12 protein-coding genes are annotated in these 13426 nt (G+C 71.3%); 11 read left to right on the top strand and 1 reads right to left on the bottom strand.

What is annotated here, in order from left to right:
- The first annotated feature begins 196 nt into the window (after positions 1-196).
- Positions 197-856: a cellulose binding domain-containing protein gene (locus ACFWTE_RS05400; RefSeq protein ID WP_378778098.1), complete on the top strand. Its 660-nt coding sequence runs from the start codon at positions 197-199 to the stop codon at positions 854-856.
- A gap of 158 nt (positions 857-1014) precedes the next feature.
- Here ACFWTE_RS05400 and rpmB read toward each other — a convergent pair whose 3' ends face one another.
- Complete coding sequence (gene rpmB, locus ACFWTE_RS05395) at positions 1015-1200, bottom strand: 50S ribosomal protein L28 (protein WP_013151263.1); 186 nt, start codon at positions 1198-1200, stop codon at positions 1015-1017.
- A 430-nt stretch (positions 1201-1630) separates the two neighbouring features.
- Between rpmB and recG the strand changes: the two genes are divergently transcribed.
- The 10 genes from recG to smc all read left to right on the top strand — a co-directional run bounded on the left by recG (position 1631) and on the right by smc (position 13379).
- Positions 1631-3838: an ATP-dependent DNA helicase RecG gene (recG, locus tag ACFWTE_RS05390; RefSeq protein ID WP_378778097.1), complete on the top strand. Its 2208-nt coding sequence runs from the start codon at positions 1631-1633 to the stop codon at positions 3836-3838.
- Between the two features lie 28 nt (positions 3839-3866).
- A complete protein-coding gene (gene rsmD, locus ACFWTE_RS05385; protein ID WP_378778096.1) occupies positions 3867-4448 on the top strand; it encodes a 16S rRNA (guanine(966)-N(2))-methyltransferase RsmD in 582 nt (193 codons plus the stop codon).
- 400 nt (positions 4449-4848) lie between these two features.
- Entirely contained in the window at positions 4849-5349 is a 501-nt protein-coding gene (gene coaD, locus ACFWTE_RS05380; RefSeq protein ID WP_378778095.1) for a pantetheine-phosphate adenylyltransferase, read from the top strand.
- Between the two features lie 246 nt (positions 5350-5595).
- Entirely contained in the window at positions 5596-6144 is a 549-nt protein-coding gene (locus ACFWTE_RS05375; protein ID WP_378778094.1) for a YceD family protein, read from the top strand.
- A gap of 133 nt (positions 6145-6277) precedes the next feature.
- Positions 6278-6454 carry a 50S ribosomal protein L32 gene (rpmF, locus tag ACFWTE_RS05370; RefSeq protein WP_017545944.1) on the top strand — a complete coding sequence of 59 codons (177 nt, stop codon included), beginning with the start codon at positions 6278-6280 and terminating at the stop codon, positions 6452-6454.
- Between the two features lie 391 nt (positions 6455-6845).
- Positions 6846-7601, top strand: a complete 756-nt coding sequence (rnc, locus tag ACFWTE_RS05365; protein WP_378778093.1) for a ribonuclease III — start codon at positions 6846-6848, stop codon at positions 7599-7601.
- Between the two features lie 7 nt (positions 7602-7608).
- Positions 7609-8463, top strand: a complete 855-nt coding sequence (gene mutM / locus ACFWTE_RS05360) for a bifunctional DNA-formamidopyrimidine glycosylase/DNA-(apurinic or apyrimidinic site) lyase (protein WP_378778092.1) — start codon at positions 7609-7611, stop codon at positions 8461-8463.
- Between the two features lie 184 nt (positions 8464-8647).
- Positions 8648-8908 (top strand): acylphosphatase, encoded by a 261-nt coding sequence (locus ACFWTE_RS05355; protein ID WP_378778144.1) that lies wholly within the window; start codon positions 8648-8650, stop codon positions 8906-8908.
- 366 nt (positions 8909-9274) lie between these two features.
- A complete protein-coding gene (locus ACFWTE_RS05350) occupies positions 9275-9466 on the top strand; it encodes a hypothetical protein (RefSeq protein ID WP_378778091.1) in 192 nt (63 codons plus the stop codon).
- A 367-nt stretch (positions 9467-9833) separates the two neighbouring features.
- Positions 9834-13379 carry a chromosome segregation protein SMC gene (gene smc, locus ACFWTE_RS05345; RefSeq protein ID WP_378778090.1) on the top strand — a complete coding sequence of 1182 codons (3546 nt, stop codon included), beginning with the start codon at positions 9834-9836 and terminating at the stop codon, positions 13377-13379.
- Positions 13380-13426: the final 47 nt, after the last annotated feature.

Below are 13426 nucleotides of genomic sequence, written 5' to 3'. Positions count from 1 at the left end.
GTTCGGCTGTCACACTAGGCTTTGCCAACGCGGCCCGCGTCTCCTTCCGCCCCGGCCCCCGGGCCCGTGCGGTGCGACAGGCCCCAGGAAGTCCCCACGAGGAGCGGCCCGGGAACGGGCTGGGAGGATACCGCCGCGGAGGCGTCCGGCATGACGAAGGGCGACGGGCGGGAAGCGGAGCGTCGAGAGGCGGTTTATGGGGCGCCATGGCTGGCGGAACGACACCCGGCGGGGTGCGCACCGCAGTGAGCCGACGGACGTCGGCGCGCTGCGGCGGCTCGGCGGCCTCATCGAGAGCACGGTTCCCAAACGCGTCGAACCGCCCCGGCTGCTCAACGTGCTCGTCGTCTCCGGCGTCATCCTCGGGCTGATCCTGTTCGGCTACAGCACCACCCAGATCTACCTCCAGTTCGGCGGCACGCCGGGTGTCAGCGAGACACCCGACGCACAGGACGGGGCCCCGCCCAGCCAGGACGCCTCACCGGAGCCCACGGGCGACGGGTCGGCCGCCGACGGCAGCCAGGGCCCGCAGACCCAGGCGGGTTCGGAACCCACCACGGTCGCCTACCAGGTGCTGGAATCGACGCCGGCCGGGTTCACCGGCCACATCACCGTCACCAACACATCGCGAACCCGGCTGGAGGCCTGGGAGCTGGCCCTGGCCTTCGACAGCGCCGAGGTCACCGACGTGAGCGAGGCCGACTGGGAGCCGATCGACGACGGTATCCTCGCCCGCCAGCCCGGCAGCGGGGACGGACTGGAGCCGGGAGCCTCCGCGACGCTCACCTTCGAGGCACTGGGCGTCCCGCAGAGCCCGGTGCGCTGTTCCCTCAACGGGCACGTCTGCGAGCTGTGACCCGGCTGGCCGACGCACGCACCCCTTGCCACCCCCGCGCCACGGATCCCCGCCCGCCGAGTACCGGGAGCCGCCGGGAACGTGGCCCGGCACGGACGACGAAGGCCCCCCGACCGTGGTCGGAGGGCCTTCGAGGAACATGCAGCGGTGCGGGAACCCTAACGGGTCACCTTGCCGGCCTTGATGCACGAGGTGCAGGCGTTCACGCGCTTGGGCGTGCCACCGACACGGGTGCGAACAGTCTGGATGTTGGGGTTCCAGCGGCGGCGGGTGCGACGGTGCGAGTGGGAAACACTGTTACCGAACCCTGGTCCCTTGCCGCAAACGTCGCATACGGAAGCCACGGTAACTCCATTCAAGCGCTCAGAATCACGCACGTTGCCGCACGCGAAAATTCATCCGACCGGGAGAGGTCGGGCGGACAGGTCGGCGCGGACGCCAACCGTGGAAGATTACACGAAGGACAAGGCCGTACACGGATCAGACCGCTGGCCAGCGCCCGTACGCGCAACGGTGGAACGTGGTGTGGTCGAGGACCCCAGCACCCACCGGCGCATCGAATCCACCATGCGGGCATGGCGAAAACGCGATGAACTCTGACGAGTATACCCCGGGCGGGGCGGGCCGGACGCCCGTCCGACCCGGTCCCGGGCCCCGGCAGGGCGATACCGCCCCGAATCGCGGCGTGGTCGACGCGGAGGTCCCCCGAGCGTCGCAGGAGGGGTCTACCGTTGCGGTGACCAGCGATCCAGAGACGCCGGGACGGGAACAGACGTGACTACCTGGGACGAACCGCTGAGCAGGGGACCGCTCAGGGGCAAGACGGCGAAGGCGCTCGCCGAGAAGCTCGACCTGCACACCCTCGGCGACCTGCTGCGCTACTACCCGCGCAGGTACGACCGGCGGGGCGACCTGACCGACCTCGCCGCGCTGCGCGAGGGGGAGGAGGTCACCGTGCAGGCCCGTGTCCTGGACGCCAGAAGGCGGACCGTCCCGGCCCGCCAGGGGCGCAGGCGCATGGACATGATGGAGGCCACCGTCACCGACGGCACCGGACGTCTGCACCTGACCTTCTTCAACCGGGGGGCCTACCACCAGAACGCGCTCGTTCCCGGACGGCTGGCCATGTTCTCCGGCCGTGTGTCCACCTTCAAGGGCCGCCGCCAGCTCGACCACCCCCAGTACGAGCTCCTCGACGAGGACGGCAACGAGGAGGAGCGCGCCCAGGCCTACGCCGACGAGCTCATCCCCGTCTACCCCGCGGTCAAGGGCCTGGACTCCACGACGATCGCGCGCACGGTCGCCATCGTTCTCGCCGACGTCGACAGCCTCCCCGACCCGCTCCCTCCCCGGCTGCGCGAGAACCGCAAACTCCTCGGTATCGCCGACGCACTGCGCCGTATCCACGGACCCGCCGACTGGGCCGACATCGGCACGGCCCGCCGCCGCCTCAAGTGGGACGAGGCGTTCGTCCTCCAACTGGCACTCGCCCGCCGCCGCAGGCAGGCCGACGAGCTGCCCGCCAAGCCCCGACCCGGCACGGCCGGGGGGATCCTCGACGCCTTCGACGCACAGCTCCCGTTCACGCTCACCGACGGCCAACGGGAGGTGGGCGAACGCCTCGCCCGGCGCCTCGACGCCGCGCACCCCATGCACTGCCTGCTCCAGGGCGACGTGGGCGCGGGCAAGACCCTGGTGGCGCTGCGCGCGATGCTCCGCGTGGTCGACTCCGGAGGCCAGGCGGTCATGCTCGCCCCCACCGAGGTCCTCGCCCAGCAGCACCACCGCTCCATCAACGCCATGCTCGGGGCGTTGGGCCGCGCCGGCCAGATCGACGGCGCCGACACCGCCACAAGGGTGACCCTGCTCACCGGCTCCATGAACGCGGCCGCCCGCAGGGAGGCCCTGTTGGACGCCGCGTCCGGTGCCGCGGGGATCGTCGTCGGCACCCACGCCCTCCTCCAGGAGCACGTGTCCTTCGCCGACCTCGGGTTCGTGGTGGTGGACGAACAGCACCGTTTCGGGGTGGAGCAGCGGGACGCCCTGCGGGAGAAGGCCGTGGACGGCCGACCGCACGTGCTCGTGATGACCGCCACCCCGATCCCGCGCACCGTCGCGATGACCGTCTACGGGGACCTCGACGTGGTCGCCCTCACCCAGCTGCCCGCGGGGCGCGCCCCCGTGTCCACGCACGTGGTGCCCGCCGCGGAGAAGCCCCACTTCCTGACGCGCGGGTGGGAGCGCATCAGGGAGGAGGCCGCCAACGGCCACCAGGCCTTCGTGGTCTGCCCGAGGATCGGTGACGACGACACGGGCGAGGCGGGGGAGGAGGTCGCAGACGTCCCGGAGGAGGACGCCCCCGGGGGGCGCCCTCCGCTCGCCGTACTGGACGTGGCGGCCCGGCTCGGGGAGGGTCCGCTCTCCGGTCTGCGCGTGGAGAGCCTGCACGGCCGGATGGCTCCGGACGACAAGGACGCGGTGATGCGCCGCTTCTCCGCGGGGGAGACCGACGCGGTCGTCTCCACCACCGTCATCGAGGTCGGCGTGGACGTGCCCAACGCCACGGTGATGGTCATCATGGACGCGGACCGGTTCGGGGTCTCGCAGCTCCACCAGCTGCGGGGCCGGGTCGGACGAGGCGGCCTTCCCGGTCTGTGCCTGCTGGTCACCGACGCGGAGGAGGGGTCCCCCGCACGGGAGCGGCTGGCGGCCGTGGCCGCGACCACCGACGGGTTCGAGCTGTCCCGCGTCGATCTGGAGATGAGGAGGGAGGGCGACGTCCTGGGCGACTCCCAGTCGGGAGCACGCTCCAGCCTGCGGATGCTCACCCTGCTCAAGGACGAGGAGCTGATCGGAGAGGCACGGGAGGAGGCCACCGCCTACGTGGCCGAGGACCCCGGCCTGGACGGCTACCCGCCCCTGGCCGAGGCGTTGGAGGCGCTCCTCCCCGAGGAACGGGCGGAGTACCTCGACAAGACCTGACCCGCGCTCCGGCCGCTACCGTGGGGGCATGACCCGCATCATCGCCGGGACGGCCGGCGGACGGCGCATCTTCGCGCCCGACGGCCGCACCACCCGCCCCACCAGTGACCGCGCCCGTGAGGCGCTGTTCTCCTCCGCCCAGTCCGACCTCGGCCCGCTCGACGGCCTCCGCGTCCTGGACCTGTACGCGGGTTCCGGGGCGATCGGGCTGGAGGCGCTGTCCCGTGGCGCCGCCCACGCGCTGCTGGTGGAGGCCGACCGCAAGGCCTCCCAGGTGATCAGGGACAACATCGCGACTCTCGGGTTCGCCGGAGCGCGCCTGGTACCGGACCGGGTGGAGAAGGTCGTCGGCCAGGACAACCCCGGCGCACCCTACGACCTCGTGGTCGCCGACCCGCCCTACGCCGTCACCGACGACGAGGTCGCCGGGGTCCTCCACGGCCTCGCCGGCCGCGGCTGGCTCGCCCCGGACGCGCTCGTCGTCGTCGAACGCTCCAAGCGCGGCGCCGAACCCGTGTGGCCCGCAGGGCTGGAACTCGACCGCAGCCGCGGGTACGGGGAGGCGGTTCTCTGGTACGCCCGCCCGTCACCCCCCGCCACCCTCAACTGACGCCTGCGGCGCGGTTCTTTCCGTGCCCGTCACCCCCCGCCACCCTCAACTGACGCCTGCGGCGCGGTTCTTTCCGTGCCCGTCACCCTCCCCCACCCTCAACTGACGCCTGCGGCGCGGTTCTTTCCGTGCCCGTCACCCCGGGCCTCTGGCCCCGGCGAGCCTCCCCAGCCCCGGTGTGAACCGGAGTGGAAAACGGGCAAGGTGACTGATCTGGTACGCGTGGGGCATGTATCACCCAGTGCGGGAGCAGCTCCGGGGCAGATGTTGTGCGCCAAGCGCACAAGAGTCCGGTCAACGGGTGAATGCGGCCACTAAGTGGGTGTTGCCCGAATTGGCGCCGGGATGAGCCCCTACCATCGCGTTACCCGAAGGTAGTTCCAGAGAGGGGCGATCCACCGTGCGCCGTGTCGTCTGTCCGGGTTCCTTCGACCCGGTGACCTACGGTCATATCGACATCATCGGCAGGGCGGCCAAGCAGTACGACGAGGTCGTCGCCGCCGTCCTCAACAACGTCAGCAAGCGCGGGCTGTTCAGCGTCCCGGAGAAGCTGGACATGCTGGAGGAGGGCACCGCCGAGTTCGACAACGTCCGTATCAGCGAGTTCGACGGACTCCTCGTCGACTTCTGCCGTGACAACGGCATCGAAACCATCGTGCGCAGCCTGCGCTCGGTCAGCGACTTCGACTACGAGCTCCAGATCGCCCAGATGAACTACCGCCTCTCGGGTGTGGAGACCGTGTTCATGACGGCGAACCCCCAGTACTCGTTCCTGTCCTCCAGCCTGGTGCGCGAGATCGCCCAGCACAGGGGGGACGTCTCCAGCCTGGTCACCCCCTACGTGCAGGGGCGCCTGCGGGAGAAGTACGCGCAGCGGGACTCCGGGGGCGCCCAGGGCTGAGGGAGCCCGTGATCCGACCGCCGGCCCCGGCTCGGAAAGGCCCTGCCACAGGGCTGACCGGGGTCTGATTTGGGTGGTCGGGGACATGATAGGTAGGATCAGGGTTTGACCATGGGCGTCGCCGGATCTCGGTGTGCGCTCACGCTGGTCGCGGCCGTCGTCATGGCGCCTTCCGCGCGTCCGGCGAACCCGTCTTCTCGTGAAAGCGCGATTACCCTGTCTCGTCTAGATCCTCGTGACCCGTTCGTGGTCGACACCCGCCAGCTGGGCCGCCAGCCGGGGTCGATGCGAACCGTCAACCGCATCGTGGCCGTCCCCGACGCGTTCGCGACGGCGATGGCCTCCGTTCCCGAGGGCAGCGAGATCGAGCTGGACCTCCGTCTGGAGGCGGTGATGGAGGGAGTCCTCGTCACCGGCACCGTGCGCGGCCAGCTCACGGCGGAGTGCTCGCGCTGCCTCGACCTCCTGTCGGACGACATGGAGGCGGGGTTCCAGGAGATGTACAGGTACACCGCCGACGAGGACACCAAGGTCCCCGGGGCGGACGAGGACGCGGCCGACAAGGATGAGGACTACTATCTAGAGGGCGATCTGCTCGACCTCGAACCGGTGGTCCGAGACGCCGTCGTGCTGGCGCTCCCACTCTCACCGCTGTGCGGGCCGGACTGTCCCGGCCTGTGCTCCGAGTGCGGCGCCAAACTCGCCGAGGCCGGCCCCGACCACGGCCACGGTGACAACGTCGACCCCCGCTGGGAGGCGCTCCGCACCATCGCGGACGACCCCGGCGAACGATGAGCTCGTGAACCGATCGCGGACGGCACCTGCGGGCGCCCCCGACGAGCGGAGCACACCCTCCCCGCCACAGCGCGCGGGGTGACCAGATAAGCGACCTCCCGCGACCGCGCGGGGGTGACCCAGGAGGATTGAAGTGGCCGTCCCGAAGCGGAAGATGTCGCGGAGCAACACCCGGACCCGCCGTTCCCAGTGGAAGGCTTCGCGCCCGGTGCTGGTCAACTGCCCGCGCTGCCGTGACCCGAAGCAGCCCCACATCGCGTGCCCGTCGTGCGGCACCTACAACAACCGCCAGGTCATCAACCCGGCCTAGGCGCGAATGACAGGCTTCGGGTCTCAGTACCCGATTCCCGATTCATCTCGGGGCGGACCCGCTACGGGTCCGCCCCGTCGTGTTGCCCGGCCAGGGGAGTCCGCCCGGCGCTCGCGGACACCGGACAGGGCCCGCTCAGGAGACAGCGCGGCACCGGGGTTTGTAGAGTGACCCCAGAGACAGCCGACACGACACGAAACACCAGGAACACCGAGCACCACACCAGAGATCCGGGCCCCGGGTTCCCGAGTTCGTGGTGGTTGCCGGGGGAGCGGACGCTCCCGCGACGGTCACCTCGTTTTCGAGCACCCTGGACGGGCCGCGGGGTCCGCACCCGACTCCAGCCGTCCGCGCGCCGTTCCCCGGCGCGTACGAACAGGGAAGTGAACGAGTGGCTAGCCAACTCTCCGTCTCCGAGGCCAGGGCGTTCCAGCGGGCCATCGGGGTCGAGGTCGACTCGAAGATCCTGCTCCGGGCCCTGACCCACCGCTCCTACGCCTACGAGAAGGGCGGTCTGCCGACCAACGAGCGCCTGGAGTTCCTCGGCGACTCCGTGCTCGGCCTGGTGGTGACCGACACCCTCTTCCGCAAGCACCCCGACCTGCCCGAGGGGCAGCTCGCCAAGCTGCGGGCCGCCGTCGTCAACATGCGCGCACTCGCCGACGTCGCACGGGGTCTGGGCATCGGCGAGTACATCCGGCTCGGCCGGGGCGAGGAGGGCACCGGAGGCCGGGACAAGTCCTCGATCCTCGCCGACACCCTTGAGGCCATCATCGGCGCGGTCTACCTGGACCGGGGCCTGGACGTGGCGTCGGAGTTCGTGCACAGGCTCTTCGACCCGCTCATCGCCACCGCGTCCGGGCTGGGCGCCGGCCTGGACTGGAAGACCTCCCTCCAGGAGCTGACCGCCGCCGAGATGCTCGGAGTCCCCGAGTACCACGTCGACGAGAGCGGCCCCGACCACCAGAAGACCTTCCGGGCCACGGTCCGCGTCGCCGGGGAGAGCTACGGCCTGGGCGAGGGACGCAGCAAGAAGGAGGCCGAGCAGCAGGCCGCCGAGTCCGCGTGGAAGGCCATCAGGGCCCGCGCCGACGCCCGCGCCGCCGAGACCGCCGGGGACGCGTCCCCCGGCGACGGCCGGAGCTGAGCAGGCCATGCCCGAACTCCCCGAGGTCGAGGTCGTCCGCCGCGGACTGGCGGAACACGCGGTCGGCCGCGCCATCGGCGCGGTCGAGGTCCTGCACCCCAGGTCGGTACGGCGGCACGCGCCCGGCGCGGCCGACTTCGCCGCCCGCCTGGCGGGCCGGGTACCGACCGCGGTGCGTCGGCGCGGCAAGTACCTGTGGCTCGTCCTGGACAGCGGTGAGATGCTCCTCACCCATCTGGGGATGAGCGGGCAGATGCTGGTCCAGCCGGCGGGCAAGCCGGACGAGCGGCATCTGCGCGTGCGCCTGCCGCTCTCGGACGGCACCGAGCTGCGCTTCGTCGACCAGCGGACCTTCGGTCACGTCATGGTGGACGTGCCGGGTGCGCTCGTGGACGTGCCGTCGTCCGTGGACCACATCGCCCTGGACCCGTTGGACCCGGGGTTCGTCCCGGAGGCGTTCGTCAGGGCGCTGCGTGCGCGGAACACCGAGGTCAAGCGTGCTCTGCTGGACCAGTCGCTCATCAGCGGTGTCGGCAACATCTACGCGGACGAGGCGCTGTGGCGGTCCAGCCTGCACTGGGCGTGTTCCACACGAGGGCTGTCCGCCGACCGGGCGAACGAGCTGCTGGGTCACGCGCGCGACGTGATGACCGAGGCGCTGGAGGTGGGCGGCACCACCTTCGACGGCCTGTACGTCAACGTCAACGGTGAGAGCGGCTACTTCGAGCGCGGGCTCAACGCCTACGGGCGGCTGGACCGCCCCTGCGGCCGGTGCGGAGCATTGATCGTGCGCGAGGCGTTCATGAACCGCTCCTCCTACAGTTGTCCGCGCTGCCAGAAGCCGCCGCGTCCGCGTTCCTGAGGGGCCTGGGCGCGTGGACGGACACGGTGGGCGCCGCCGGGGGGCATCCGGGGCCTTTCTTGCCCGACTCCGGGGGGAATCCGGACCTCCGGGGAGCCGAGCCTTGGGCGTGTCAGTGAGGAAACTCTGTCTTTCAGGTAAGGAAGTAGGTTGGCCCGTGGGGAACGAGACCGCACCCGTGCGGATGACCGCCTGGGTGCGAGGACGCGTCCAGGGAGTGGGTTTTCGCTGGTGGACACGTTCGCGTGCGCTCGAACTCGGGCTCCGCGGAGCCGCCACGAACCTCGACGACGGTCGTGTGGAGGTGGTCGCCGAGGGCCCCGAGGTTGCCTGCCAACGCCTTCTTGACCATCTCCGGGGCGGCGGTACACCCGGTCGTGTGGACTCCGTGGTCGAACGTTGGGCCCCGGCTGGGGGCAGGTTCACCGGTTTCGTCGAGCGGTGAGTATGCTGGAGGCGTAACGCGATTCGAGCACACCGTGGAACCGCGGCGGCCCAGAGGGTTCGTGGCAAGGGTTTCAGGGGGTGTGGGGCGATCATCGCGCGGTGCCGTGAGGCGTCCCGCGCGCTTCGGCGGAGCCGGGGTCGTCACGTTCGGATCGTGCGCTACCACGTGCCCGGATCGTCTCTGGCCGGGTTGTGGTCGTTACGTACTGTCGTAATCCAATCTTGACCAGTGGCGCGCAGAGTGAGACTCTGGAAGGCACACCGCGCAACCTTCCACCCGTGTAGAAGACAACGTCAGTTGAGAATCCCGCGGGACATCGCATGCGCAGAATCCACTGGTCACTCAGTGTGGAGGACCTACATCATGGCGAAGGCTCTGTTTGGCCACGTCGGCGGCTCCGACCCCCGGATGGTTTCGGAGATGCGACGGCTGCAGAAGCGGGTACGCGACCTTGAGGACGAGATCAGCCGTCTTCAGGCACAGAACGACCAGCTCAACATGGCCGTCACCGACGTCGCCTCCAGCGCGACCGACCGTGAGCCCGCGCTCGCCTGACCCGCAGCGCTGACGTGCCGGACGGCAGCCTGACCGGTTCCGAGGTGTTTTGTTCACCGGCGGGGACGCCCAACGCGTGATGCAGGCGTCCCTGAGGAGCCCGTCGACGGCCACGGTCCCGGCGACAGACCACCTACCGCGGATTTTCCTTTCCGTTGCGGCTTTCTTTACCGTTGTACCCGGCGGGCCCTTTCGCAACCCTCCGTGTCCGCCGGACATCCCCCCTTCCCCGCTGTGGCGCTGGCCCTGGTCAGCGGCCTGTTCCAGCGGGGGGCGTCTGCTCGAATCCACCCCCCACAGCCACCGCTTCGTGGCACCCTTGGATGGTCGTGCCGTGCAAGGCCGGTGAGCGCCGTGGGAGGTGTGGGTGTACCTGAAGAATCTGACGCTGCGCGGCTTCAAGTCGTTCGCGTCGGCCACCACCCTGCGTTTCGAGCCCGGGATCACCTGTGTGGTCGGCCCCAACGGCTCGGGCAAGTCCAACGTCGTCGACGCCCTCTCCTGGGTGATGGGGGAGCAGGGGGCCAAGTCCCTGCGGGGCGGCAAGATGGAGGACGTGATCTTCGCGGGTACCTCCACCCGCCAGGCGCTGGGCCGCGCCGAGGTCAGCCTCACCATCGACAACGCCGACGGCGCGCTCCCCATCGACTACTCCGAGGTCACCATCAAGCGGACCATGTTCCGCAACGGCGGCTCGGAGTACGCCATCAACGGCGACACCTGCCGCCTCCTCGACATCCAGGACCTGCTCAGCGACTCCGGCATCGGCCGTGAGATGCACGTCATCGTGGGCCAGGGCCAGCTGGACACCGTCCTGCACGCGGGCCCCGAGGAGCGCCGCGCCCTCATCGAGGAGGCCGCCGGCATCCTCAAGCACCGCAAGCGCAAAGAGAAGGCGATCCGCAAGCTCAACGCGATGCAGGGCAACCTGGACCGCGTCACCGACCTCACCGCCGAGCTGCGCCGCCAGCTCAAGCCGCTCGGCCGCCAGGCCGAGCTCGCCCGCAGGGCCGCCGTCATCCAGGCCGACCTGCGCGACGCGCGCCTGCGGCTGCTGGCCGACGACATCGTCGCCCTCACCGAGCAGCTCGCCAAGGAGGAAGCCGACGAGAAGGAGGTCCTCACCCGCCGTCGGGCCGCGGAGACGGCGCTCACCCAGACCCAGGAGCGCGAGGCCGTACTGGAGGCGCAGGCCACCGCCGCCGCCCCCGCCCTGGCCGGGGCCTCCGAGACCTACCACGCGCTGTCCCGCCTCACCGAACGGCTCGACGCCGTGCGCGGCCTCGCCAACGAGCGCCACCGCAACCTGGCCGCCGTCGCCGACGAGCCCGTCCACCGCCGCGACCCCGAAGAACTGGAGTCGGAGGCCGAGGAGGCCGCAGCCCAGGAGGAGGAACTCCTCACCCGCCTGGAGGAGGCCCGCGAGGCCCTGGAGGCCACCGTCACCGAGCGGTCGGCCGCCGAGGACGCGCTGCACCGCGAGGAGAAGCGCCTGGAGGCGGCCGCCCGCGCCACCGCCGAACGCCGCGAGGGCCTCGTCCGGATGTCCGCCCGGGTCGAGGGACTGCGCGGACGGTTGTCCTCCAACGAGGCCGAGACCACACGGTTGGAGGAGTCCGCACGGCAGGCCGCCGAGCGCGCCGAACAGGCGCAGGCCGAGTACGAGATGGCCGCCGAGGAGTCCGCCGGGCTGGACGAGGGAGACGCCGAACTCGACTCCGCGCAGGAGCTGGCGGCCCGCCAGCTGTCCGCCGCCGACACCGAGCTCAACCGGCTCCGTGACGCCGAGCGCACCGCCGAGGGCGAGCGATCCGCGCTTTTCGCGCGTAAGGAGGCCCTCGAACTGGGCCTGGCGCACAAGGACGGCGCAGGCGCCCTCCTGGGCTCCGACCTGCCCGGAGTGCTGGGCGGGTTCGCCGCCCTCGTCCAGGTCGACCCCGGCAACGAGACGGCCGTGGCGGCCGCCCTCGGCGCCGCGGCCGGAGCCGTCGCCGTGGAGTCCCCCGACACGGCCGTCGCCGCACTCGAACTCCTCCGGGCCCAGGAGGCGGGCCGCGCGGGCATCGTCGTCGCCGACGCCGTGTCCTCCGTCCCCCGCCACTCCTGGCCCGCCCTGCCCCCGGGTGTGCGCTACGCCGTCGACGCCGTCGTGGCCCCGGACCACCTGAGCGGAGCCGTCACCGCGCTGCTCGACCGGACGGCCCTGGCCGCCGACGTCCACGCGGCCCGCGAACTCGTGACCACCCTGGCCGGGGTCCGCGCCGTCACCCCCGAGGGCGACCTCTTCACCGCTGGTCTGGTCCAGGGCGGCTCCGCCGGGGCGCCCAGCCTCCTTGAGGTCCAGGCCGCCGTGGACGAGGCGGGGGAGAGGCTGGAGGAGGCCACCGAGAGCGCCAAGCGGATCGCCGCCGACCTGGAGGCCAAGAAGCGCGAACGGGCCGACCTGGCGGCCCAGGCCGACGAGCTCACCGCCCGCCGCCGCCAGAGCGACCGCAAGCGCAACGAGTCGGCCCAGAGGCTGGGCAAGCTCGGCGGCCAGGCGCGTTCGGCCGAGGCGGAGTCCGAGCGGTACGCGGCGGCCGCAGCCAGGTCCTCGGCCGCGCGCGGCGAGGACGCCGCGAAACTGGCGCGGATGGAGGAGGAACTGGCCGAGGCCGAGGAGGTCGCCGCCTCCATCGAGGAGGACGCCCCCGACGCCGAGACCCGGGACGAGCTCGCCGCCCAGGCCTCACGGTCCCGCGCCACCGAGATGGAGCGCCGCCTGGCGGTACGCACCGCCGAGGAGCGGGCCCGGTCGATCGCGGGGCGCGCCGAGCAGCTGCGCGCCCAGGCCTTCGAGGAGCGCCGCGCCATGGAGCGCGCCGTCGAGCGCCGCAGGAGCCGTGTTGCGCAGGCCACCATCGCGGAGGCGGTCGCCGAGAGCGCCCGGCTGGCCCTGGAGCGGATCGCCGTCTCCCTGGCGGCCGCGGAGAACGAACGGGCTGTCGCCGAGGCCGAGAAGGAGGCGCGCGACGGCGAGCTGCGGACCGTGCGGGCCCGGGTCCGCGAGCTGTCCGTCGACCTGGAGAAGCTGACCAGTTCGGCGCACAGCGGCGAGGTGGCCCGCGCCGAGCGCCGCCTGCGCCTGGAGCAGCTGGAGACCAAGGCGATGGAGGAGATGGGTGTCGACGTGCCCACCCTCGTCGCCGAGTACGGGCCGCGCGTACCCGTCCCGCCGCCCGCCGACGCGGGCGAGGAGGCCGTGCCGCTGCCCTACGTACGCGAGGTCCAGGCCAAACGGGCCAAGGCCGCCGAGCGCCAGCTCAACCAGCTGGGCAAGATCAACCCGCTCGCGCTGGAGGAGTTCGCGGCCCTGGAGGAGCGGCACGCCTTCCTCAACGCGCAGCTGGAGGACCTCAAGAAGACCCGCCGCGACCTGATGGACATCGTCCAGGAGGTCGACGCCCGCGTGCAGGAGGTGTTCGCCTCCGCCTACCTGGACGTGGAACGCGAGTTCGCGGCGATCTTCGGACGCCTGTTCCCGGGGGGTGAGGGGCGGCTGCTCCTCACCGCGCCCGAGGACATGCTCTCCACCGGTATCGAGGTGGAGGCCCGGCCCCCCGGCAAGAAGGTCAAGCGGCTGTCGCTGTTGTCCGGCGGAGAGCGGTCGCTGACCGCGGTGGCTTTCCTCGCGGCGATCTTCAAGGCCCGCCCGTCGCCGTTCTACGTGATGGACGAGGTCGAGGCCGCGCTGGACGACACCAACCTCCAGCGGCTGCTGGTGATCTTCGAAGAGCTGCGGTCCTCGTCGCAGCTGATCGTCATCACCCACCAGAAGCGCACGATGGAGGCCGCCGACGCGCTGTACGGCGTCACGATGCAGGGCGACGGCATCTCGCAGGTCATCAGCCAGAAACTCGTGCGCCCGGCCTGAGGCCGGTTCCGGCCACGCACGCCCCTCCGCGTTCCAGTAGCATCCCC

It is taken from the genome of Nocardiopsis sp. NPDC058631 (assembly GCF_042716955.1).
In the GTDB taxonomy this organism is placed as follows: domain Bacteria; phylum Actinomycetota; class Actinomycetes; order Streptosporangiales; family Streptosporangiaceae; genus Nocardiopsis.
Note: the sequence above shows the minus strand (reverse complement) of the source record. Positions and strands in the feature narration are given on the sequence as shown.